Origin of the sequence: Thermoactinomyces intermedius (assembly GCF_013912365.1) — a bacterium.
GTDB lineage: Bacteria > Bacillota > Bacilli > Thermoactinomycetales > Thermoactinomycetaceae > Thermoactinomyces > Thermoactinomyces intermedius.
Genome location: NZ_JACETT010000063.1, coordinates 35,477 through 58,196 on the forward strand (window position 1 = coordinate 35,477; position 22,720 = coordinate 58,196).

General features: G+C 49.0%; 20 protein-coding genes and 1 pseudogene. 8 read left to right on the forward strand and 13 right to left on the reverse strand.

Annotated features, from left to right (window positions below):
- Nucleotide 1: 1 nt before the first annotated feature.
- Complete coding sequence (locus H1R82_RS13450) at nucleotides 2-808, forward strand: SDR family NAD(P)-dependent oxidoreductase (protein WP_181732868.1); 807 nt, start codon at nucleotides 2-4, stop codon at nucleotides 806-808.
- A 14-nt stretch (nucleotides 809-822) separates the two neighbouring features.
- Nucleotides 823-1,698 carry a diacylglycerol/lipid kinase family protein gene (locus H1R82_RS13455; protein WP_181732867.1) on the forward strand — a complete coding sequence of 292 codons (876 nt, stop codon included), beginning with the start codon at nucleotides 823-825 and terminating at the stop codon, nucleotides 1,696-1,698.
- A 61-nt stretch (nucleotides 1,699-1,759) separates the two neighbouring features.
- Here H1R82_RS13455 and H1R82_RS13460 read toward each other — a convergent pair whose 3' ends face one another.
- The 4 genes from H1R82_RS13460 to H1R82_RS13475 all read right to left on the reverse strand — a co-directional run bounded on the left by H1R82_RS13460 (nucleotide 1,760) and on the right by H1R82_RS13475 (nucleotide 6,713).
- Nucleotides 1,760-2,554: an enoyl-CoA hydratase/isomerase family protein gene (locus H1R82_RS13460; RefSeq protein WP_181732866.1), complete on the reverse strand. Its 795-nt coding sequence runs from the start codon at nucleotides 2,552-2,554 to the stop codon at nucleotides 1,760-1,762.
- Between the two features lie 129 nt (nucleotides 2,555-2,683).
- The gene (locus H1R82_RS13465) at nucleotides 2,684-5,098 is read right to left on the reverse strand and encodes a heavy metal translocating P-type ATPase (protein WP_258873912.1); all 2,415 of its coding nucleotides are present in this window, start codon (nucleotides 5,096-5,098) and stop codon (nucleotides 2,684-2,686) included.
- A 27-nt stretch (nucleotides 5,099-5,125) separates the two neighbouring features.
- Nucleotides 5,126-5,326, reverse strand: coding sequence for a copper ion binding protein (locus tag H1R82_RS13470; RefSeq protein WP_181732865.1), 201 nt, complete (start codon nucleotides 5,324-5,326; stop codon nucleotides 5,126-5,128).
- A gap of 208 nt (nucleotides 5,327-5,534) precedes the next feature.
- Entirely contained in the window at nucleotides 5,535-6,713 is a 1,179-nt protein-coding gene (locus H1R82_RS13475) for a glycosyl hydrolase family 18 protein (protein ID WP_181732864.1), read from the reverse strand.
- Nucleotides 6,714-7,041: 328 nt separating this feature from the next.
- Here H1R82_RS13475 and H1R82_RS13480 point away from each other — a divergent pair, with 328 nt between their 5' ends.
- The 3 genes and pseudogenes from H1R82_RS13480 (at nucleotide 7,042) to H1R82_RS13490 (ending at nucleotide 10,776) form a co-directional block, all read left to right on the forward strand.
- On the forward strand, nucleotides 7,042-7,371 hold the full coding sequence (locus H1R82_RS13480; protein ID WP_181732863.1) for a hypothetical protein: 330 nt from the start codon (nucleotides 7,042-7,044) through the stop codon (nucleotides 7,369-7,371).
- 325 nt (nucleotides 7,372-7,696) lie between these two features.
- A pseudogene (locus tag H1R82_RS13485) lies at nucleotides 7,697-9,217 on the forward strand (MFS transporter).
- Between the two features lie 173 nt (nucleotides 9,218-9,390).
- Entirely contained in the window at nucleotides 9,391-10,776 is a 1,386-nt protein-coding gene (locus H1R82_RS13490) for a UDP-N-acetylmuramoyl-tripeptide--D-alanyl-D-alanine ligase (RefSeq protein ID WP_181732862.1), read from the forward strand.
- A gap of 21 nt (nucleotides 10,777-10,797) precedes the next feature.
- On the opposite strand, the gene brnQ is transcribed toward H1R82_RS13490, so the two are convergent.
- The 9 genes from brnQ to H1R82_RS13535 form a co-directional block, all read right to left on the reverse strand.
- The gene (gene brnQ / locus H1R82_RS13495) at nucleotides 10,798-12,105 is read right to left on the reverse strand and encodes a branched-chain amino acid transport system II carrier protein (RefSeq protein WP_181732861.1); all 1,308 of its coding nucleotides are present in this window, start codon (nucleotides 12,103-12,105) and stop codon (nucleotides 10,798-10,800) included.
- A 252-nt stretch (nucleotides 12,106-12,357) separates the two neighbouring features.
- The gene (locus tag H1R82_RS13500; protein ID WP_181732860.1) at nucleotides 12,358-13,521 is read right to left on the reverse strand and encodes an iron-containing alcohol dehydrogenase; all 1,164 of its coding nucleotides are present in this window, start codon (nucleotides 13,519-13,521) and stop codon (nucleotides 12,358-12,360) included.
- Nucleotides 13,522-13,595: 74 nt separating this feature from the next.
- Nucleotides 13,596-14,465: a DUF421 domain-containing protein gene (locus H1R82_RS13505; RefSeq protein ID WP_181732859.1), complete on the reverse strand. Its 870-nt coding sequence runs from the start codon at nucleotides 14,463-14,465 to the stop codon at nucleotides 13,596-13,598.
- A gap of 111 nt (nucleotides 14,466-14,576) precedes the next feature.
- A complete protein-coding gene (locus H1R82_RS13510; protein ID WP_181732858.1) occupies nucleotides 14,577-15,938 on the reverse strand; it encodes a PTS transporter subunit EIIC in 1,362 nt (453 codons plus the stop codon).
- A 21-nt stretch (nucleotides 15,939-15,959) separates the two neighbouring features.
- Nucleotides 15,960-16,811, reverse strand: a complete 852-nt coding sequence (locus H1R82_RS13515; RefSeq protein ID WP_181732857.1) for a MurR/RpiR family transcriptional regulator — start codon at nucleotides 16,809-16,811, stop codon at nucleotides 15,960-15,962.
- Nucleotides 16,812-16,826: 15 nt separating this feature from the next.
- Nucleotides 16,827-17,741, reverse strand: a complete 915-nt coding sequence (murQ, locus tag H1R82_RS13520) for an N-acetylmuramic acid 6-phosphate etherase (RefSeq protein ID WP_181732856.1) — start codon at nucleotides 17,739-17,741, stop codon at nucleotides 16,827-16,829.
- A 128-nt stretch (nucleotides 17,742-17,869) separates the two neighbouring features.
- Nucleotides 17,870-18,595 (reverse strand): DnaD domain-containing protein, encoded by a 726-nt coding sequence (locus H1R82_RS13525; protein WP_181732855.1) that lies wholly within the window; start codon nucleotides 18,593-18,595, stop codon nucleotides 17,870-17,872.
- A 111-nt stretch (nucleotides 18,596-18,706) separates the two neighbouring features.
- Nucleotides 18,707-20,014 (reverse strand): asparagine--tRNA ligase, encoded by a 1,308-nt coding sequence (asnS, locus tag H1R82_RS13530; protein ID WP_181732854.1) that lies wholly within the window; start codon nucleotides 20,012-20,014, stop codon nucleotides 18,707-18,709.
- 136 nt (nucleotides 20,015-20,150) lie between these two features.
- Entirely contained in the window at nucleotides 20,151-21,101 is a 951-nt protein-coding gene (locus H1R82_RS13535) for a helix-turn-helix transcriptional regulator (protein WP_181732853.1), read from the reverse strand.
- Between the two features lie 110 nt (nucleotides 21,102-21,211).
- On the opposite strand from H1R82_RS13535, the gene H1R82_RS13540 reads away from it, so the two are divergent.
- The 3 genes from H1R82_RS13540 to H1R82_RS13550 all read left to right on the forward strand — a co-directional run bounded on the left by H1R82_RS13540 (nucleotide 21,212) and on the right by H1R82_RS13550 (nucleotide 22,448).
- Nucleotides 21,212-21,715, forward strand: coding sequence for a DinB family protein (locus tag H1R82_RS13540; RefSeq protein ID WP_181732852.1), 504 nt, complete (start codon nucleotides 21,212-21,214; stop codon nucleotides 21,713-21,715).
- 195 nt (nucleotides 21,716-21,910) lie between these two features.
- Nucleotides 21,911-22,177 carry a hypothetical protein gene (locus H1R82_RS13545; protein WP_181732851.1) on the forward strand — a complete coding sequence of 89 codons (267 nt, stop codon included), beginning with the start codon at nucleotides 21,911-21,913 and terminating at the stop codon, nucleotides 22,175-22,177.
- Nucleotides 22,161-22,448 (forward strand): hypothetical protein, encoded by a 288-nt coding sequence (locus H1R82_RS13550; protein ID WP_181732850.1) that lies wholly within the window; start codon nucleotides 22,161-22,163, stop codon nucleotides 22,446-22,448. Before H1R82_RS13545 ends, H1R82_RS13550 begins: the two co-directional genes overlap by 17 nt.
- Nucleotides 22,449-22,720: the final 272 nt, after the last annotated feature.

Below are 22,720 nucleotides of genomic sequence, written 5' to 3' on the forward strand. Positions count from 1 at the left end.
AATGAGCAACCCTGTTGTTCTGGTAACCGGCGCAACCAGCGGGATCGGAGAAGCCATTGCCCGAAAGTTGCCGGATCAGGGATATGTCCCGGTTCTGCTCGGAAGGAGAGCCTCCCGTTTAAAAGAAATCCATCGCGAACTCAACCGGGGATCTTATTATCCCTGTGACATCACCAACGAAGCGGAAGTCAAACCGGTCGTGGAGGAAATCATCCAAACTTACGGCCGGGTTGACGTGTTGATCAATAATGCCGGCTATGGGTGTTTTGGCGGGTTTTTGGATGTTTCGCCGGAGGACTACCGGGGGATGATGGAGACCAATTATTTGGGCGCCGTCCGTATGGTCCGCCACGTCCTGCCGCACATGCTGCGTGCCGGGCACGGACGGATCATCAACATCGCTTCCCTGGCCGGATTGACCGGCATCCCAAACCTCGCCGGATATTGTGCAAGCAAATTTGCCTTGATCGGCTTTTCGGAAGCTCTGAATTTGGAGTACGCACCGGTGATCCGGGTGGGAGTTCTTTGCCCGGGACCCGTCATGACGCCTTTTTTCAGGGGAGAAAATCCCCGCCGCCATTTCCCTCCCCTGATCGCCGGCCAAATGTTAAAGGCCGAGGAAGTCGCCCGTTATGCCTTGAAAATGATCAAGCATCCCAAAACTGTGGTGATTCCCAAAAAGTTGAAATGGGCGCTTCAATTGCGTAAATGGTTTCCCTCCCTTTATTTTTGGGCCACCCGGCGAATTTACCGGCAACTGGACCCAAACCCGCACAAAAGTCCATCTCATTCCGTATCTGAAATTTAAGGGGGAGTGTCACCATGTATTTTTTCGTGGTCAATCAATTATCCGGCAATGGGCGGGGAAAAACGGTCTGGTCTTATATCCATCGCAGATTAAAAGAACTGGGCGTGGAATATGAGGCATTCTTCACGCAAGAAGCGGGAGATGCCACCCGGATTGTCAATGACATCAAACAACATCACCCGGTCAAAGCCGTGGTCGCCGTCGGCGGGGACGGCACCGTGAACGAAGTGGGAAGCGGGCTCATCGGCACCGATATTCCCATGGGGTATATCCCGGCCGGAACCGGAAATGATTTTGCCTTGGGGCATCAGATTCCCCTGGATCCGGAATTTGCATTAAAACGAATTTTGCGGCACCAAACCTACCAGGTGGACACCGCCAAAATGAACAACCGTTGCCTGATCAGCTTCGGCGGTGCGGGATTTGATGCCAAAGTGGCCAATGCGGTCCGAATGAAAAGATGGGAAAAGCAGTGGTTCGGGCGCTTGACTTACGGCTTGGAAGCCTTGAAAGTCTTCCGTTCGTACACTCCGCAGCCCGTCACCCTGACCGTGGATGGCGTTCGCTATGATTACGAACATGTCTGGCTGATTGCGGTGTCCAACATTCCGAACTTTGCCGGCGGAATCAAAATATGCCCCCAGGCGGAAAAAAACGACGGCCTGCTGGATCTCTGTTGCATTCAAAACCTCAGCTCCTTTGAGTTTCTCCGCCTGTTCCCGACGGCTTATTCCGGCAAGCACACCCGGCACAAATCCGTGATTTTCCACCGCGGCAAAGAATTCACCATCACGCCGCAAGGTTCTTGTCTGGCCCATGTGGATGGCGAAATCCTGGATGAAACCCCCATCACGGTCAAAGTGGTGCCAAAGTCTTTAACCGTTCTTTAAAATGCCGGAAAACACCAAAAGCCGATTTATCAACAAAACCGGCTTTTGTTTGAAAAGGATGCTATTCTCCGCGGTAATTCGGCTTTCTTTTTTCGCCAAAAGCTTGAATGCCTTCCAGGAAGTCTTTGGTTTTCCCCGCTTGTTCCTGAACCACGGCTTCATACTCCAGCGCTTCTTCAATCGTCGTTTCCATCCCGCGGTAAATCGCTTTTTTCGTTAATCCGATGGCCACCGTGGGCCCTTGTGCCAACTGCTTGGCCAGTGCCATCGCCTCATCCAGCAGTTTGTCTTCCTCCGCCAATTGGTTGGCCAGCCCGATCCGGACGGCTTCTTCCGCTTCCACATCCCGTCCGGTCATCGCGATCTCCAATGCCCTTCCCAGCCCGACCAACCGGGGCAAAAAGTAGCTGGAACCGCTGTCGGGAGCCAATCCGATCCTGACAAAAGCTTCGACAAAACGGGTGCGAGGGGTGATCACACGCAGGTCGCAAGCCAGCGCCAAACTGCAACCGGCCCCGGCCGCCACGCCATTTACCGCGGCAATAATGGGTTTTTTCAGATCCATGATAGCTTGAATCAAAGGGTTATAACGGGAGCGCACACTCTCGCCCAATGAAATTTCATCCCCCTTGGTGACAATGGCCGACCGGTCATTCAAATCTTGTCCCGAGCAAAACGCTTTTCCTTCCCCGGTCAAAACCACGGCCCGGACTTTCGGATCTTCGTTTACCTTTCGCAAAGTTGCTGTCAATTCTTCGGCCAATTGGCGGTTGATGGCATTATACACTTGGGGACGGTTCAGCCGGATCAGGCCGACGCCGTCTTGTATGGTCAGGACAACGGTTTTTTCTTCCATTTGAACCCCTCCAAACGGCTGCGTTATTATTTTTTGTTAATAGAATCTATTTCAATCATAATATAAAAAATGAAAATTCACCAAATTAATTCATAAAAAACAGCCCATCTTTCCGATGGACTGAACAACTTACGACAAAGCTTTGACCCGCTGCAACCGGAGGGCATTCAGCACCACGGAGACGGAACTGAAAGCCATGGCCGCTCCTGCCAGCCAGGGAGCCAGGAATCCGGCCGCGGCGACGGGAATTCCCAAGCTGTTGTACGCCAAAGCCCAGAACAGATTTTGTTTGATATTGGCCATGGTTTTCCGGCTCATCCACAGCGCATCGGCCACCTGCTCGAGATTCCCGCGCATCAAGGTGACATCTGCGGTTTCCATCGCGACATCGGTTCCGGTTCCCATCGCAATGCCCAGATCGGCCGCCGCGAGAGCCGGCGCATCGTTGATGCCGTCCCCGACCATCGCCACTTTTTCCCCTTGTCTCTGCCACTGATAAACCACTTCCGCTTTTCCTTCCGGCAACACTTCGGCCGAAACATCTTCAATGCCGACCTGTTTGGCAATGGCACGGGCCGTCCGTTCATTATCGCCTGTGATCATCCTCACTTTCAGCCCCATTTGTTTCAACTTTTCGATCGCTGCGCGGGAAGTTTCTTTCACCGTATCGGCAACGGCCAAAATCCCGGCGCATTTTTGGTCTATTGCGATGATCACGGCTGTTTTCCCTTGTTTTTCGAGCCGGACCAATTCCTCCTCAATCAAATCCGTTTCAATTCCGTTTTGTGCCATCAACCGGCGGGTTCCCAGCAAAACTTCCCGTCCGTCCAGCACGGCTTTGACCCCGTGGCCGGGTATTGCTTCAAAGGAGTCGGGATCTTGCAATGTCACTCCTTCTTTCACAATCCCGTTCACAATGGCCTGCGCCAACGGATGCTCGGAATGTTTTTCCGCCGATCCGGCCCGGCGCAAAACGTTTTCTCTCTCTTCCGGATGAAAGATGATGATATCGGTCAATTCAGGTTTCCCGTGGGTGATCGTTCCGGTTTTATCAAACAAAACCATCGTGATTTGCTGCGCCTTTTCCAAATGTTCGCCGCCTTTAAACAAAATGCCCCATTCCGCAGCCCGGCCGGAACCGGCCATAATCGAAACGGGCGTGGCCAGCCCCAAGGCACAAGGACAGGCAATCACCAACACAGCCATCGCTTTCTCCAAGGCGCCCTGAAATTGACCCGGCTCCAAACCGAAAAACCAAAGCAAAAACGTAAGCACGCTGATCCCCAACACAACGGGAACAAAAATCCCCGAAATCCGGTCTGCAATCCGTTGGATCGGCGCCTTGGAGCCTTGCGCTTCCTGAACCACCCGTATAATCTGTGCCAGCGCCGTCTCTTCCCCGACTTTTGTCGCCTTAAAGAGGAGCCGGCCTTGCCGGTTGATGGTGGCGCCGATCACCGGGTCGCCCGCCTGTTTTTCCACCGGGATGCTTTCACCGGTCAACATGGATTCATCGACGGACGAACGTCCCTTGACCACCTCTCCGTCCACCGGGATCTGCTCGCCCGGCTTCACAAGAATCAGATCCCCCGGCTTGACTTCTTCCACCGGGACGGCTACCTCCTTGCCGTCTTTCAAGACCAATGCTTTTTTGGCTTTCAACCGCATCAACTTGGATATGGCATCCGAGGCTTTTCCTTTGGCCCGGGATTCCAGCAATTTGCCAAGCAAAATGAGTGTGATTAAAACGGCGCTGGTTTCAAAGTACAATCCCTGCTCATGAATGCGGGAAGCCGGTTGAGTCAACATCACATACAAACTGTAAAAATAGGCCGCCGAGGTGCCGAGTGCCACCAGCACATCCATATTGGCGCTGCGGTTGCGCAACGCCTTCCATGCTCCGCGGTAAAACGGAGCCCCGATCACAAATTGCACCGGTGTGGCCAAAATCCATTGGACCCAAGGGTTCATGAGAACAGACGGAACCGGGATCCAATGAAAGAAAGAAAAATGGGCGGCCATGGTCCACAGAAGCGGGATGGAAAATGCCAACGCCGCATAAAACCGGACTCTTTTTTTCTTCCATTCTTCCTCTTTCCGCTTCCCTGACTCCGCACTTTTCGGCTTTGCCCCGAATCCCAACCGTTCCACCCGTTGCACCACGTCGGATACGGCCAAGGTCCCCGGGTAATAAGCGACCCGCGCCGATTCAGTTGCCAGGTTGACGGAAGCATTGGCAACTTCCGGGATCCGGTTCAACACTTTTTCAATCCGGCTGGCACAGGCGGCACAGGTCATCCCGGTAATCTCCATATCCACTTCTTCTTTGGGAACGCGGTAGCCGAGATCTTGAATGATCTTCTCCATCTCCGGCAACCGGACTTGCTTCGGGTCATAAACGATATGGGCTTCTTCCATGCCCAAGTGAACATGGACCGAATCGACACCGTTTAACTTTGAAAGACGTTTTTCGATCCGGTTGGCACAGGCCGCACAAGACATCCCTTCCACCGGCAACCGAATCGAGCTGAGTTCACTGGACAACGAAAACGCCTCCTGCTGTGATGCAATTTATGAAAGGACATCAAACCCTTGATCTTCAATGGTTTGCTTGATTTTGTCCAAATCAGCCGTCTGTTCATCAAAATCCACATCGACCATTCCTTTGGACAAATTAACTTTGGCTGCAACCCCGATTCGTTTTAATGCTTCCTCGACCGATTTGACGCAATGCTCACAGGACATTCCGGCAACCCGAATTTGTTCCTTCATTTTATCTGTTCCTCCTGCTGTTACAAAGTTTTTTACATCTTCTTACATCTTTATTATAGGATACCCCCCCACCGTATGCAACCGGTGGCTCCATTTTCCTTCCATTTTGTCAAATCATATTCCTTTCAAGGAACCTTCCCTTTGACAAATTTTTAAACTCCCGGGAAGCAACAAGCAGCCCGGATTTCCCATCCAGGCTGCTTTCACATCAATATTTGTTGATCTTGAAATTTTGGCGCAGAAGCTTCCAGTTCTCCGGGAAATCCTCACCCAAAACCCAATAACTGACACCCCGGAGACCGTATTCTTTGATCAGATTATGCTTCGCCTGCATGCTTTGTTCATTTTCATACCAAATCACATGCTTTTTCCCTTGTTCATCCCGGTAGTAAAAGTAAGGAGCTTCATCCCGGTTGTTATACTCCACCTTCAACCCTCGTTTTTTGGCAAACGTTTCGGCTTCATGCGGAGCAATCCGTTTCGCCGGAGGGCCTCCTTTTTTATAGGGAAGCGTCCAGTCATAACCGTAGAGCGGCGCTCCCATCACAATTTTTTCCGGGGGAATTTTTTGGACGGCATAATCCACCACTTTCCGAACTTGGGGAAGTGGAGCCACAGCCATCGGAGGTCCGCCGGTCCATCCCCACTCATACGTCATTAAAATGACAAAGTCGGCAATCTTCCCATGAAACGCATAATCATGTGCCCCGTGCCAAGCTCCGGCCTGTTCGTCGCTGCTTTTGGGAGCCAAGGCAGTCGACACCACATATCCGTGTTTTTTCATCCGGGGCACAAAGGTTTCCAAAAACCCGTGGTACAGCTCACGATCTTTTTCGTAGATGTGTTCAAAATCAATGTTGATCGCCTTGTACCCTTTTTCCTTCATCACTTGTTCGACTTGATTCATCAGCCGGTTGAGGGATTGCCGGTTTGTAAAAATTTGATGAGCCAAATCGGGTTGGAAATTTCCATCTGCAAAATTGGTCAGCACCAGCATCGGAACGGCCTTGTTTTGAATGGCCTGAAGCGGTTTTTCATCCTTCAGGGGGATCAAACTCCCATCCGGCCGGACCTGGTAACTGAAAAAGGCAACATATGTTAAATCGCGGACCGCTTCCAATGCATCCTCCACCGCTTGATCCGGGGAAGTGGCTTCCAAAAAGCCGATGCTTTCGATGCGTTTGGTTTTTCCTTTCAGATTCAGCTCATTTTCTCCTCTTTCATCCGGCAAGACCCTTCCCCGGCTTGAAATGGGCTCATTCCCGGGTTGACCGTTCCGGTCCACCACTTGCCGGGGAGTGGCATCATGCTCCGGACTTCCTTGGTTTTTGGCACATCCCGTCAACGCAATCAGTACGGAAAACATCACAATTAAAAATTTTTTCATCTGAATCACCCTGTCTATAATATCCCTCTGATTTCTTTTCTCATGCATCCTTCCGCCTTTATAAAAACTTTCTCCGACATGATGTCATTGTCATCTTTGAATGAACATCCCGATGCACCGGCGCGCCGGTGAAACGGATTTCCGGCTACGGAGTTCGCCAAAAAACATTAAAGAAAAAACATCTCAAAAATAAATTTAAAAACCTCAAACATTATCCCGGGCAAAGAACCGGTTTTTTAAAAAAATTTGGTTAAAATCGGTTGTATAATAGTGACGAAAGCGATAGAATTTTGAATGAAGATTTCTGATTCGAGAAGGGAGATGGACCGTGAATTCACAATGGAAAGCAAAAATCCAATCCATTGCGGATAAAGAAGAAAAGATTTTGCAAAAATTATTAAATTATGCTCCTCAACCTCATCTGACCGAAGTGATGGACAACTGCTCTCTTTGTTACAAAAAAACACACCGTTTACATATACGCATCGTTGAAGATCCCGAGGGGCTTTTTGAAGACGGGGTCAAAGTTTGCAAAAAATGTGCTGAAAAGTGCGGATTATCGGAATTGCTCAATGAAAAATCCGCATCCTATCACGGTCTGACTGAAGCCATTTTGCGAATTCGCGGAGAAATCGGTTTAAAAAATTTATCGGATTAGCAGGATTTTAAACACACATCGCAAATAAAGTAATAGAAAATGATCAAGCGAGGTGAAATCATGCGATTCCACAAACTTTGTTGTGGCGAGCCCCCGGCTGTGTAAATACATAATTTATAATTGTCAGAATTATTGTGAAAAGGTTGCCATCTGTTAAAAATAGTTGGTAACCTTTTTATTTTTAACCAAAATCAATCTTTCCGATGCAAAACCCTTTGTCTTTCACAGAAATTTTCATCATTATTTCGTATGTTAAATATTACTTATATTAAATAACCGGTTGGGATTATAATGTTGTTGTGTGCCACAACAAAGGAGGAACATCATGAACTCAAAAAAAAGCAACTTTCAACTTGTCGTCGCATCTTTACTGCTGGCGATCTTCATGTCGGCCATGGACAATACCATTGTCGCGACAGCCATGGGGACGATCGTCGGGGAATTGGGGGGATTGGACCAATTCGTTTGGGTCACCTCCGCTTACATGGTCACATATATGGCCGGAATGCCCATCTTCGGAAAACTGTCGGACATGTACGGGCGAAAACGTTTTTTTATCTTCGGTCTGGCAGTCTTCATGATCGGTTCAGCACTTTGCGGAACCGCACAAACCATTGTCCAGCTGAGCATTTACCGGGCCATCCAGGGAATCGGCGGCGGCGCCTTGATGCCCATTGCCTTTACCATTGTTTTTGACATCTTCCCGCCGGAACAAAGAGGGAAAATGACCGGATTGCTCGGGGCGGTTTTTGGTTCATCCAGTGTCGCCGGCCCCCTGCTCGGTGCTTATATTACCGATTACATCAGCTGACATTGGATTTTTTATGTCAATTTACCCATCGGAATCATTTCCCTTGTTCTGATTCTCACAGCTTACAAAGAGTCGGATAACCATGAAAAACAATCCATTGACTGGTGGGGAGCCGTCACCCTGGTCACTGCCGTGGTCAGCCTCATGTTTGCCCTCGAACTGGGAGGTAAAGAGTATGCTTGGAACTCCCTTCCCATCATCAGTTTATTTGTCATCTTTGCGGTCTTTTTTCTTGTGTTCTTGTACGTTGAAACCAAAGCAAAAGAACCGATTATTTCCTTCTGGATGTTTAAACGCCGGTTATTTGCCGCCAGCCAAATCGCCGTTTTCTTATATGGCGCCACTTTTGTCGTGTTGACCGTATATATCCCGATCTTTGTGCAAGCGGTGTACGGCGGGTCCGCCACCAATGCGGGACTGATCCTGACCCCGATGATGCTCGGGTCGGTTGTCGGAAGCGCGATCGGCGGTATCTTCCAAACCAAGACCAGTTATCGTAATCTGATGATCCTCTCGATCATTGCTTATGCCGCCGGAATGACCTTGCTCAGCACCATGACGCCCAAAACGGCACGGTGGCTGGTCACCATCTACATGGTCATCGCCGGATTTGGAGTCGGATTTTCTTTTTCACTGCTGCCCATCGCATCCGTGCACAACATGGATGCCAAACACCGCGGTTCGGCAAACTCAACCAACTCCTTCTTCCGCTCTCTCGGCATGACCATCGGGATCACCTTATTCGGCTCCCTGCAAAACCGCTTTTTTACGGATCAATTGGATTTTGGCGGGATGCAGAGAGGACACGGGCCATCTTTTGACCTCAACGACCCGCAAGGACTCTTTGAGCCCGGTGCCCGTGCCGCGATCCCCGATTTCATTCTGGATAAAATCGTGGACGCCATGTCTTCATCGATCACCCATATCTTTGCCCTGGCTTTGATCCCGATCGTGCTGGCGGCCATAGCCATTCTGTTCATGGGTGACACCCGAGTGAAGCTTAGCAAAAAGCCTGTCGTCTCAACCCATGAATAACCCGTTTCAAAAAGCAGTGCCATGAAAAGGCGCTGCTTTTTTTGTCCTCAAAATAAGCGGCAAAAATGACCGGTTTCTTTTTATGGGCTTTCATCCAAGCCGGTTTATTGCCTTCTGAATAGGATAGTCACACATGGATCCATGAGATCGTCTCGCCATGGGAGGATATATACATGAAAGCAATCCAATTAAACAAACTGGCCCAAATCATGGGCGGAAGATTGACTGCAGGTTCCCCGTCAAAAATCGTCCAGTCCCTCAATTTTGGAAATCCAAAACAATTGAAACCGCACCAAGTGTACTTTTACACCCGCAAAATCCGGTGGCACGAAAAGCAACTGCCGGCCATTCAACGGATCCGCCCGCTCGCCGTCGTGCTTCCCGCACACCTCTCTTCCCGGGGAATCCCGCCGGGCACTTCGATCATCCGGGTGCAAGATGCTTATCAGGCTTTTTTTAAAGCCGGTCTTTGGAACTGGAAACAATGCCCGGCCAGAGTGATCGGCATCACGGGAAGTGCGGGCAAAACGACCACGACCGAAATGGTGGCTTCCATTTTGAAATATCGTGCGCCGATGGTGAAAACCCATCGCAACTTGAACACGTTTTCTTTTTTGCCAACGTATCTGACCCGGTTGACCGGCAAAGAAAAATTGCTCCTCTTGGAAATGGGAATGAAATCGCTCAATAACATCCGCAAACAATGCCAAATCGTCCGGCCCGAGATCGGTGCCGTCACCAATGTCGGAGAAGCGCATGCGGGCAGCTTGGGTGGACTTCATCTCATCGTAAAAGCCAAACAGGAACTGGTGGATGGTGTCCGCAAAAACGGAACCTTGATCTTAAATGCGGACGACCCGCGGTCAAGAAAACTGAAAACCAACCGCTTCCAGGGAAAAATCCTTACCTTCGGCATCCGCAATCCGGCCCACATCCGGGGAAAAAACATCCGTTATACCCGAAACGGGATGGCCTTTGACACCGTGCTTCAGGGACGTTCGTTCCCCGTCCGGATCCCTGTCTTCGGCACACACAATGTTTATAACGCCCTGACCGCCATCGGGGTTGCCTGGGCTTATGGAACCACGATTCCGGAAATTCAAAAAGGGCTCGCCACCTTTAAAGCGCCGAAAATGCGCTTGGAATTCATCCGTACAAAATCCGGGCGCATCCTGATCAATGATGCTTGGAACGCCAATCCAACAGCTCTCAGAGCCGGATTGGACGTCCTGAAAAATGTCAGCGGATCCCGCCCCAAGATTGCCGTTTTGGGCGATATGCTGGAGCTCGGGGAATATTCACATCAAGCTCACCGGCAATCAGGGAAATATGCGGCCCGCTTGGGATTGACCCAACTCATCACTTTGGGGAAACGCGGAAAAATCATCGCACGGTCCGCTGTCGCCAATGGAATGAGCCCCCAAAGGGTTCTGGCTTGTGATGATTTCCGGCAAGCATTGCACCACTTGGCAAGAACCCCGAAAAATGCAGTCATCTATTTCAAAGCCTCCCGTTCCCTGCATTTCGAAAAGCTCGTCAGGCAATTAAAAAGGCTGTAACGGAAAAAAGCCGCCCTTTCCTTACGTAAGGGCAGCTTTTTTTTCGAATGCTTTTCCAATGACATATCCCAGCAAGCTTCCGATCACTGCCGGCACCAGCCAACCGATTCCCTGGTCATAAAGCGGCAATACCTCAAGCCATGAAAAATCAAACCCGAAGATACCGGTAAGCGTATCCAAAACACTGATCAGAAAGGCGCCTGATATTCCTCCGGCATACACCGCACGATAACCATGAAAGGATGAGTGCAGGAAAGACAATAAGATCAAGACAATCACCGCCGGATAAATCATGCTGAGAACCGGCACGGAAAATGCAATCAGCTGGGTTAATCCGACATTGGCAACAAAGGCACTGAATACGGTTACAATCAACAACCATTTTTTATAGGAAAGTTTCGGGAAAACCCGGTTTAAAAATTGCGCACAGGATGTCGAAAGCCCGACCGAAGTCGTCAAACAAGCAAGCAAAACAACGATCCCCAAAAGAACGGAACCGTATGAGCCAAAAAGTTCAAAAGCAATCGCCGTTAAAATTTCACCGCCGTTGTCCATCATCCCCAACTGCTGGCTGGTAGCTCCCATATAAGCCAGTGAAAAATACACAAAAGCCAGACAAGTAACCGCTATCAAACCGGCTTTCAGTGTTGTGGCGGCCACTTTTTTCCGGTCACGGATTCCGTCATCGCGAATGGCTGCCACCACCATTCCCCCAAACACCAATGCACTCAGCGCATCCAACGTCAAATAGCCGTCAAGAAATCCCTGGAAAAATGGAAATTGCGCATAGGCATCCGTCGGGGTTCCCAAATCTCCGACCGGATGAAACAAGCTTCGGAGAAAGAGCACGACAATCAACGTCAACAAGACCGGGGTCAGGATCTTTCCGACACGGTCAATCACTTTGGAAGGGTTCAAACTGATCAACAATGTAATCAGAAAATAAATAATTGTGAAAACAGGCAAAGCCCATACCGCTTCCCGGATGGCATCCGGCAGGAAAGACAAGCCCATTTCAAAAGAAACCGTTCCGGTCCGGGGAATTCCAAAGAAAGGACCAATGGACAAATAAACAATCAAACTTAAAATCAGACCAAATACCGGATGGATGCGGCTTCCGATTTCTTGCAAACCGCCGTCAGACAAACCGACTGCAATCACAGCCAACAACGGAAGGCCGATTCCGGTGACCGCAAAACCAAGCATCGCCGTGAAGAACTGGTCTCCGGCCCCTTGCCCCAACAGCGGCGGAAAAATTAAATTTCCGGCGCCAAAAAATAATGAAAACAACATCAAACCGATTGTGAGTAATTTGGTGTTCTTAAGCATTGAAGATGTCTCCTTTTTGTTCTGTTGCAACCATTGCCGCATTTTGAAATGCACAGGCGAACTTTTTTTCTTCTGTGCATTTTCAGTATATTTATTATTTACAGACTATAATTTAACAGTACAATGCATTATAAAAACTTTTATTCCCCACTGTCAACAAACCACTTTATGGAAAAACATGGAATCATGCCATTTTCGTTAAAACGCTTACAAAACACAGCTGGACAAAGGCCGGTTTTCCCGGCCTTTGTTTTATAAGGACATTTTATAAATCTCATAAACATCTTCTTTGGTTAATTTTTTCATCCGTCCCAATGAACCGTGAGCCACTGCCTTTTCTGCCATCAGTTCCAGTTTGGAATCATCGATTCCGTAATCAGCCAAACGGCTGGGAGCGCCGATGGAACTCCAGAATTCCCGCAAGCGGTCAATTCCTTCTTCCGCGATTTCACGGTCCGATTTTCCTTGCGGATCCACACCGAACACACGAATCGCCAATTGCTTCATTTTGGCTTCGGTCACATCCAGATTGTACCGGATCCAGTTGGGAAATAAAATCGCCAAACCTCCGCCATGCGGGATATCATAAACGGCGGAAACGGCATGCTCGATTCCATGCGTTCCCCAATCGCCTCGCATTCCCTGGTTAATCACTCCGTTTAAAGCCATCATTCCACAAAACATGATCGTTTCTCTGGCTTCATAATTTTCCAGGTCCTCAAGCAGCTTGGGTGCCGTCTCGATAACCGTCGACAGCAATCCTTCCACCATTCGCTCGTTGTAAGGAACATTGGGGGCTGGACTGAAATAATGTTCCAGCGCATGGGACATCATGTCCACAATTCCGTAAACGGTTTGATCTTTGGGAACGGTAAAGGTGTGAACCGGATCGAGGATCGAAAACTTCGGAAAGACCAACGGATGGCCCCAGCCGATTTTTTCTTTGGTTTCCCAATTGGTGATCACCGAACCGCTGTTCATTTCCGAACCGGTTGCCGACAAGGTCAAAACCGTTCCAAACGGCAAAGCATCTTTGGGAACGGCTTTTTTAATAATGATGTCCCACACATCCCCGTCATATTTGGCTCCTGCAGAAATGGCTTTGGTGGCGTCAATCACACTGCCGCCGCCGGCCGCCAATAAAAAGTCCACCTTTTCTTTCTTGCATATTTCCACGCCTTTATGTACCGTGGACAAGCGCGGATTGGGTTCAACCCCGGACAATTCCAGAACTTCTGCCCCGATTTCTTGCAAATATTTCATGATCTGATCATAGATCCCATTTCTTTTAATGCTTCCGCCTCCGTAAACCAGCAATACTTTTTTGCCGTAACGGGGGATTTGTTCTTTGATTGCTGCCAAAGTGCCTTTGCCAAAAAACACTTGGGTTGGGTTATAAAATGTAAATTGTTCCAATGGTTTGCACCTCTTTTTTTATAAATAGGCCTGTAAAAATAATAATAGAAACCCAACAGAAAATGCAATGATTCTCATGACAGTGATAAAAAACGGGACTGGATGTCCTTGGTGATCTCCTTCAGATCGCGGGCGGTGTTCAGGTACATTTGTTTCTCATCCGGATCTTGGGCCAATTGCCCCGACTTTTTCAACTCGGCCTCACACGTTTCCAATGCCTGTATGAGGTTTGCCCGCCAGTGGGGCCGTGAACGGGAAGAAGAACGGTCCTGATAAAGGTCCGTCCACAAATTCCCGGACGAATCCACCTGGGCCAAAAACACATCTTCCAGTTTTAACCCTTGTTTTTCCAGTTCTTTCAACAACCATTTTTCGTTTTTCCCAATGCGCGACAATACTTCCTTTTCGATCTGTCCGTCAATGATGACCATTTCAGGCTCCCGTTCACGGTTCACAGGGAGATGAAGCATGCTGGCCGTTAGCGGCTGATGTTCTTTTTTCAGCATCACATTGACCGATCCGTCCGGCTCCATGATGGCAAACTCTACTTCCGACAAGTTGAAAATATTTTTCGCCCGCAATTTGCTCATCAATTCGATCGCAGTCATCCGCTCTTTCTTTAAATTTTCTTCCAGCACCTTTCCCTGCTTGATCAACACCGTTTCTGTCCCGATAATCCACTTTCTCATTTTTTTGCTTTTGATCTCCAGATATTCGATGACAAATGCCATGATCACCCACACCAGAAGGGATAGCGCCCCCAAATACCATGAAGTCGGTTCCGATTCCAAAGGGATATATGCCGCAATACTTCCCAAAGTGATTCCCGTGATGTATTCAAACAGGGAAAGTTGGGAAACTTGCTTTTTTCCGATCAATCTTGTGAGAACCAAAAGGATCACAACCGTAAAAGCGGTTTTGAGCACAACCAAATACCAGCTCATTGGAAATCTTCCTCCGCAAATTCTTGATTGTCCTGTTTAGTATCCGAAAGGAAGATGCAATCTATACAGAAGAAAAAATACAGCCCGGAGCGGGCTGTATTTTTAGCGCGATCATTCAAATCCGCCGGCCATTTCATCGCGAAAACCAAACCAATAGGTAAACAAAAACCCTGCCGCATAAGACAAGACCAATCCGCTTAAATACAACAGGATTTGGCCGGGCAGCACCAAAAAGGTGAGAGGAAGACCGGAAACCCCGATGGCAATGGTGGCCACTTTAAACACAGCTTGAAAAGCCCCGCCCACGCCTGCTCCCAGACACGCCGTCAAAAAAGGCCTTCCCAAAGGCAAGGTCACCCCGAAAATCAGCGGTTCCCCGATGCCGAGCAAACCGGCCGGAAGCGCCCCGCCAATTGCCCTTTTCAACCGTTTCTTCTTTGTTTTCACATAGATGGCAAAGGCCGCCCCGACTTGCCCCGCGCCTCCCATGGCCAGAATGGGGAGCAACGGGTCATTGCCGATGGATTGGATCAATTCCAGATGAACCGGGGTCAAACCTTGGTGCAAACCGGTCACCACCAGCGGGAGGAAGGTGGCTCCCAGCACAAATCCGGCAATCACTCCGCCGGTATCCAGGATAGCCATCAATCCTTTGGTAATCCCGTCGGAAATCAAACCGCCAATCGGCATAAAGACCACATAGGTGATGATTCCGGTAATCAGCAAGGCCATTGTCGGCGTAACAATGATATCCAGCGCTTGCGGGACGATGCGGCGAATCCGTTGTTCCAAAAAAGCAATAAAAATGGCGGCAAACATGACACCGATCAGACCGCCGCGTCCCGGCACCAATTCTTCCCCGAACAAGGTGATGTTCGCAATTTCGGGGTTGATCACCAAAATGCCGGCCAACGCTCCCAAAGCCGGGGAACCTCCGAACTCTTTGGCCGCATTTAAACCGACCAAAATCCCGAGGAATGAAAACAATCCGGATCCCATCACGGTCAAGACGGTTGCGATCATGGAAGTTTCCGCAATCCAACCGGCCTGCATCACACTTTTCGTAATCCCCGTGATGAGCCCCGAAGCCACCAGAGCCGGAATCAAGGGGATGAAAATGTTGGCGATTCTTCTTAAAAACAGTTTAAACGGGGTTTTGTTTTTCTCCTTGATTTCTTCCCTCTTTTGCTTTGCTTGTTCGTTTAAATCCCACTCGCCCGCATTTTTCATTAATATTTTGAATTCCTCGTATACCTTTGCCACTTTTCCGGGCCCCAAAATAATTTGCAGCGTTTCTTCCTCCACCACACCGATGACGCCTTCGATTTCCTTCAATGCCTCTTTATTGACAAGGCTTTCATTTTTGGGTTTGACGCGAAGCCGCGTCATGCAGTGGGTGTAAGAAGCGATATTGGAGGCTCCCCCCAAATGCTGCAAAATCTTTTGCGCCAGCACGCTGTTGTCTTTTCCCATCCCAATTCTCCTTCCTGCCGGTTAAATTTCTTTCAGCCGCCGGGTGGCTTTCCGGGTTTTATCCAACAAGCGGACGGTTTGGTCATACTCTTTTCCGGCCATCGCCAAAAACAAGGTATCAATCACATGAAGCTGCGCAATCCGGGAAGAAGTCGCCCCGCTGCGAAAAACGGCTTCCCCGGAAGAAGCGATATGCAAGCGGATTTCCGATAGATCAGCCACCGTGGACGAACCATATTTGGTCAGGCTGATGGTTTTGAGTCCATACTCTTTGGCCAAGCGCAAAATCCTCACAACTTCCGGGGTCTCCCCCGAATATGAAATGGCAAACACCACATCCCCGGGTTTGGCGTTGGCAATTTGGGTGGCAACCAGGTGCAAGTCAGAAAAAGCAGTCACCCCTTTGTTGATTCGCAGCCACTTTTGTCTGGCATCCAAAGCGATGATGTGGGAAGCCCCCACTCCGAAAAAGTGGACTTGGTTGGCTTTTAATAAAGCATCCACCGCCCTTTCCAACTCTTTCAAGTCCAGAACCTCGGCCGTGTCGCGCAAGCTTTGCACACTGTTGATGGTCATTTTTTGCAATATCAACCCGGCCGGCTCTTCGGGCCGGATATCCCGGTAGCCGCTTTCCTCCGGCTTGGCCAGATCACCGGCGATTCGCATTTTTAAATCTTGAAACCCGTTTAATTGCAGGGACTTGCATAAACGGACCACCGTTGCCCCGCTGGTGCCCGTCCGTTTCCCCAACCCGGCCGCAGTCTCGTGAACCGCTTCCTGTGGATGAGCCAAAATATATTCGGCGATTTTCCGCTCGGCCGCCGACAATTGATCCAACATCAAGCGCAAACGATGAAGTCCTCCTGCAGACAACTTCCTTCCCTCCCGTTAACGGGACCGGATCCCGAGCGTAATGGCTTCGCGGACGTGCCCGTTGGACTTTTCGAGCAATCCTTTGGCTTCTTCATAGCCGGTTTCAGACAAATGCATCACAATGGCCGTTTTCACTTCATTCCGGGCACGCCGGAGCAAGTCTTCCGCTTCCCGTCCGGACAAGCCGGTAATGGTGCGGATGATGTTGATGGCCCGTTTCTGCAATTTGTAATTGCTGATTTTGACATCCACCATCAAATTTTCATACACTTTCCCCATGCGAATCATCGCAGTGGTGGAAATCATGTTTAAAATCATTTTGTGGGCGGTTCCTGCTTTCATCCGGGTCGAACCCGTCAACACTTCGGGTCCCACAATAACTTCAATGGCATGACCGGCCACCTGGCTGATGCGTGCATCGCGATTGCTGGAAAGGGCCACCGTGTGGGCTCCGATGCTTCGCGCATACCGGAGTGCTCCGATCACATACGGGGTTCTTCCGCTGGCGGCGATGCCGATGACTGTGTCCTTTTCCGTCAAGCCAATCGTCTTTAAATCTTCTTCCCCCAGTTTTTCGTTATCTTCCGCCCCTTCAACGGCTTTCACAAACGCTTTTTCGCCCCCCGCCATCAAACCGACAACCTGTTCCGGAGGCGTGCTGAAGGTGGGCGGGCACTCAACGGCATCGAGAACCCCCAGCCGTCCGCTGGTTCCGGCTCCCATGTAAATCAGCCGCCCTCCGCGGGAAAAAGAATCGCAAACATACTCCACCGCCACCTCAATATCCGGAAGCACCTCCTTGACGGCTTGAGCCACTTTTTGATCTTCCGCATTGATCTGTCTTAAAATCTCTATTGTATCCATCTTGTCAATCTGTTTGCTTCGTTCATTTCGGGACTCGGTCGTCAGACGACTCAGCTCTTCTTCCATGTAATACCCCCCAATCTTGAATGCGCTTTCATTATATCCAATATGAAATATTATTTCAATATAAATTAATTACATATAAAATTCCATTTCGCATGCAGGTAAAAAAAGAACGGAAGAACGTTCTTCCGCTACTCTTGATTCACCCAGTTGTAAAAAGAAAACCCATTTTCACTCAGAACCGGCTTTTCCTTCACATTGGCCTGATATAAACTTCCTTTTTGCCTGAATTTGCGCGAATACTCGGCCGCCTCTTCCGCCGTGCGCACATTGTTTTTATGCCATTCCAGCAAAATCCGGTCAATATAACGAAAATTCACTTTCCCGCAAAACACGGCTTCGCGGAGAGCGGCTTCGATGATCTCCTCTGAATAGCCGTCTTCATCAATCCATTGGGACAACATCTGGCATTCCATCGGGGACAGGGCCCGGCCGAATTCCAGTTCAAACATGCGGAATATTTGTTGATAACTTTCGCTGTCCGATTCGGTTTTTTTCTGTTTATGATCCAGATACGATGAGACCAATTGCTGAAACAGCGGGGTCAACTCGTAACTTTCACTCCGGATCCCGTGTTCGTGACCTTCTTCAATCCGGATAAATCCGCCGTGCAACAAACGCTGAATCAAGTCCACGATTTGATGTTGGCTGAGGCTCATGCGCTCTTCCAATTCCGCCACAGTCGGGAACGTCTTGTTTTCTTTTTCCTGATAAATATAAAGATGAATCAGCAACATGGCTTCGGTTTCCGTCAGTCCGAGCCGTTTATACTCCGTAAACAAAAGAACGGGCAAAGACACGAATCCTTGTTTCAGGAGATGAACCATTGCCGCTTGCACCGTTTCCTTCCGGTCCATGCTCTTTCACACCTCTCTTATCCTCCACTATACCATGATCCGGTTTTCCGAGACAGACTTGAAAAATGGATAAAAGCACCGGCAAAAAAACCGATGCTTTATCCTTTTCTATTATGGATATAACCGATTGAGCATCCGCGGGAACGGGATGGTTTCCCGGACGTGATCCAATCCGCAAATCCAGGCCACCGTCCTTTCCAATCCCAATCCGAATCCGGAATGGGGGACGCTTCCGTATTTTCTCAAATCCATATACCACTGATAAGCTTCTTTCGGCAAGTTATGTTCTTCATATCGTTGACGCATCAGTTCCGGATCATCAATCCGCTGGCTTCCGCCAATGATTTCCCCGTAGCCTTCGGGAGCGATCAAATCCGCACACAAAACCACTTCCGGTCGGTTCGGATCCGGCTTCATATAGAAAGCCTTGATCTCTGTCGGATAGTGGGTGATAAAGACCGGTTTCTCAAAGCTTTCGGCAATTTTCGTTTCATGGGGCGCCCCGAAGTCTTCCCCCCACTCAAAATCGGAAAATCCTTCTTTGTGAAGAAGTTCCACGGCTTCATCATAAGTGATGCGCGGGAACGGAGCAGTCACTTTTTCCAGGCGGCTGATATCCCGTCCCAATGTTTTTAATTCCGCTTCGCAGTTGTCCAATACATGCCGGACAACATGGGCCACCATATTCTCTTGGATTTTCAGGCTTTCTTCATGTTCCACAAAAGCCATTTCCGGCTCGATCATCCAAAATTCAATCAGATGACGTCTGGTTTTGGATTTTTCCGCACGGAACGTCGGACCGAATGAATAAACTTTTCGCAACGTCATCGCGGCGGCTTCCATGTACAACTGGCCGCTTTGCGTCAAATAGGCGTCCTCATCGAAATACTTGGTGTGAAACAGGTTGGTGGTCCCTTCACAAGAAGACGGCGTCAAAACCGGCGGATCCACCAATGTGAAGCCTTCGTCATTCAAGTATTGTTGCAAGGCTTTGATAATTTCAGCCCGAATGGTCAAAATGGCACGTTGCCGGGGGGAACGGATCCATAAATGGCGGTGGTCCAACAAAAAGTCCACCCCGTGTTCCTTTTTCGCAATCGGGTATTCTTCCGCCACCTGAATCACTTCGAGGTTGGTCACATCCAACTCAAAACCGCCGGGTGCCCGTTCATCTTCCCGCACGGTTCCCCATATGTACAATGAGCTTTCTTGTGTCAATTGTTTGGCGGCGTCCCAAACTTCCGGAGCCACTTGACTTTTAACCAGCACCCCCTGAATGAAGCCGGTTCCGTCCCGAAGCTGCAAAAATTGGATTTTTCCGCTCGAACGTTTATTGTAAAGCCATCCGCCCAGTTTAACTTCTTTTCCCACATGGCTGGCTATTTCTTTAATTGTCGTTAACACCTGTGTACCCTCCATCCGATAAGAATCACATTGAATTTTATTATACATCCGCTTATTTTAAGGAGTCAATGTAAGAGAATGCAACCTCTGCTTGCCACACAAACAACCTGTGCCGCATCCATCCCGTTGGCCGTTCACCGCCTGCAAGAAACTAAACCGTGCGGTATTGTTCAAGAGCTTTTGCCAATCTTTCTTTCAGAAGCTTTTTTAATGCAAGCGGCTTCTTGACCAAAGCATGCTCGCCGTATGCCAGAAAATAGTCTGCGAAAAAAGGAAGATCGTCTTTGGCAATTCTCCCCGTAATCAAACCCGAACCGTCTTCCCGTTTTTCCAGCGACAGACCGGGCCACGGAACCGGTTGAAATTTTTCTGTCCCGTTTCGGGTGAGCTCCACAACCATTTCCATCATTTCCCGATTCCGGTTCATCAGCGAAAAACGATTTTTCAAACCGACCTCCGATAAATCGACCGGCTTCGTGTTTTCGTCAACTTCCGCCGACAGGATCCGGTCACACCGGAAAACCCGGTATTCTTTTCGCAAAAAACAATAAGCCGGACAATACCATTTTCCGTCTCTGGCATAAACCCCGACCGGTTGAATCTTCCGGCAACTGGTTTTTTCACCCGTTTGATACCGGATGTTTAACACTTCCTGCCGGACCGCCGCTTTCAGCAATGGTTTCAAAAAAGGGATCTGTTCTTGTTGATGGACGGTGACAAAGTCCATCCGGTCTTTCATCTTGTCAATGGTGTCCCGCAGGTCTCCGGAGAGATTTAAATAAAATTTCTTGATGACGGATTCATACTCCACATCAAAAGGAAGAGAGAGATAATGCCTCAATGCGTAAATGGCAAAAAAGACCGCAATCACTTCTTCCCCGGTAAATGCAATGGGAGGGAGCACTCTTTCCTTTAAAACCCGATACCCTCCGTTCGGCCCGGTTTCAGAATACAACGGCACTCCCATCGCGCTCAACTCTTGCAAATCCCGCAAAATGGTCCGTTTGGAAACCCCGAATTCCTGAGCCAATTCCCGGACGGTAAATCTTTTTTTCCGGTTTACCAGCATGATCATTTCATTCAATCGTCTCGCCTTGGACATGGAAACCTCCAAATTCTTTGAAACGGTGACAAGGGTTGTCACCATCATAATATATCATGGTTGGCGGATAAATAATAACAGCAGTCAATCAACAATGGAGGAATGAGGAAATGTACGTAACCGTGTCAGACTTCATCAAAGAGTGGAACCGGGAAGCCTTTTTGACACAAAACGTATTGGACGGGCTGACCGATGCTTCCTTAAAACAACAAGTTTATCCCGGAGGCCGCACACTGGGGAGAATCGCGTGGCATTTAACCACCTGCATCCCGGAATATTTGGCTGAATTCGGCTTGAAAATCGATCCGGTGGAAAATGCCGATCAAGTTCCGCCATCGGCCAAAGAAATCGCCGAAACCTTTAAAAACGTAAGCGCCAATGCCGCCAAAGCCATTTCGCAGCAGTGGAATGACGAGACATTAAAAGAAGTGCAAACCGCTTTCGGAAGAGAAGAGACCAATGCCCAAATTTTAATGGGACTGATCAAACACACAATCCATCATCGCGGCCAATTGACGGTTCTGATCCGGCAAGCCGGATTAAAACCTTTTGGCGTTTATGGTCCGCCCAAAGAAGATTGGATCCGTTTGGGCGTGGAAAATCCCCCTCTGTAAAACTCTTCTGTGTGCCCGGGATTCAGGAGAAAAAAACCGGCTGTGAAAAGTACAGCCGGCTTTTTTGGAAAAGATCAAAGCCATTCCTCCGGATGATCCGCCCATTCCTGAACGGCGTTCATAAACATCTCCGTATGATATCCATCACAACGCCGGGAAATTAAACACATTCCGGAGTTTGAGGGGTATAAACCGTTGACAGTTGAGCAATTTGCGGAAGCCCGGATGGAGGAGTTTTATAATGCTCTCCGGCAGCTTGGGGTACCAGCTGAAAATCAGCATATTGAATATCTTGATGATCCGAACAGCGACGGCGGGGAAAGTGTAACGGTGAATGAAGCGAAAAACATAATTCAAAAGTATATTGACCTTTATCCGGATGCGGACCACTATACCTTGAGTTATCACGATATCCATCCAGGACCATGCAGCATGTGGACAAGCTTTGCAGGATCTCTATGATGAAGGGGCAATTCAATATTATGTCCGCTTTATCATCAGTATGGCCACAAGGGATGACTATGAATCCCGTGGCGCAGCGATTCCTGGCGGCGGTTGGAAAGATACTCCCACGGATAACACCATCAAGCAACGTGTCATCAATGCTTGCCGGTGTTATGCTGCCTGGGCTCCGAGGCTCGGTGCATATGCGATCGGATATCATTCAGTCAGCCGTCAATTTGATAAATTATTGGCCGATCCGTTCCATTATCTCCATATGCCTGGGCAATAATTAAAAGCCCTCTCCATATCCGGAGAGGGCTTTTTTGTTTCAATCCTCTAGAAGAGGTGTAACCATTTTGACTGATTCTAAGTGAGCTTATTTAAGCTCGGGAAATTGTTTCAATCCTCTAGAAGAGGTGTAACCATTTTGACTTTAAGAGATTGGATCATGCCAATGCTGGTAGCTCGAGGTTTCAATCCTCTAGAAGAGGTGTAACCATTTTGACAAATGGTATCAAAGAAACAAAAAATAAAACAAAAGTTTCAATCCTCTAGAAGAGG

Bases quoted from the DNA above. Each gene is read 5' to 3' on its own strand.
- H1R82_RS13450 (WP_181732868.1), top strand. From the start codon at position 2: ATGAGCAACCCTGTTGTTCTGGTAACCGGCGCAACCAGCGGGATCGGA.
- H1R82_RS13490 (WP_181732862.1), top strand. From the start codon at position 9,391: ATGAAAGCAATCCAATTAAACAAACTGGCCCAAATCATGGGCGGAAGA.
- H1R82_RS13455 (WP_181732867.1), top strand. From the start codon at position 823: ATGTATTTTTTCGTGGTCAATCAATTATCCGGCAATGGGCGGGGAAAA.
- H1R82_RS13460 (WP_181732866.1), bottom strand. From the start codon at position 2,554: ATGGAAGAAAAAACCGTTGTCCTGACCATACAAGACGGCGTCGGCCTG.
- H1R82_RS13505 (WP_181732859.1), bottom strand. From the start codon at position 14,465: ATGAGCTGGTATTTGGTTGTGCTCAAAACCGCTTTTACGGTTGTGATC.
- H1R82_RS13470 (WP_181732865.1), bottom strand. From the start codon at position 5,326: ATGAAGGAACAAATTCGGGTTGCCGGAATGTCCTGTGAGCATTGCGTC.
- H1R82_RS13540 (WP_181732852.1), top strand. From the start codon at position 21,212: ATGTACGTAACCGTGTCAGACTTCATCAAAGAGTGGAACCGGGAAGCC.
- murQ (WP_181732856.1), bottom strand. From the start codon at position 17,741: ATGGAAGAAGAGCTGAGTCGTCTGACGACCGAGTCCCGAAATGAACGA.
- H1R82_RS13525 (WP_181732855.1), bottom strand. From the start codon at position 18,595: ATGGACCGGAAGGAAACGGTGCAAGCGGCAATGGTTCATCTCCTGAAA.
- H1R82_RS13535 (WP_181732853.1), bottom strand. From the start codon at position 21,101: ATGTCCAAGGCGAGACGATTGAATGAAATGATCATGCTGGTAAACCGG.
- H1R82_RS13510 (WP_181732858.1), bottom strand. From the start codon at position 15,938: ATGGGAAAAGACAACAGCGTGCTGGCGCAAAAGATTTTGCAGCATTTG.
- H1R82_RS13475 (WP_181732864.1), bottom strand. From the start codon at position 6,713: ATGAAAAAATTTTTAATTGTGATGTTTTCCGTACTGATTGCGTTGACG.
- asnS (WP_181732854.1), bottom strand. From the start codon at position 20,014: ATGGAGGGTACACAGGTGTTAACGACAATTAAAGAAATAGCCAGCCAT.
- brnQ (WP_181732861.1), bottom strand. From the start codon at position 12,105: ATGCTTAAGAACACCAAATTACTCACAATCGGTTTGATGTTGTTTTCA.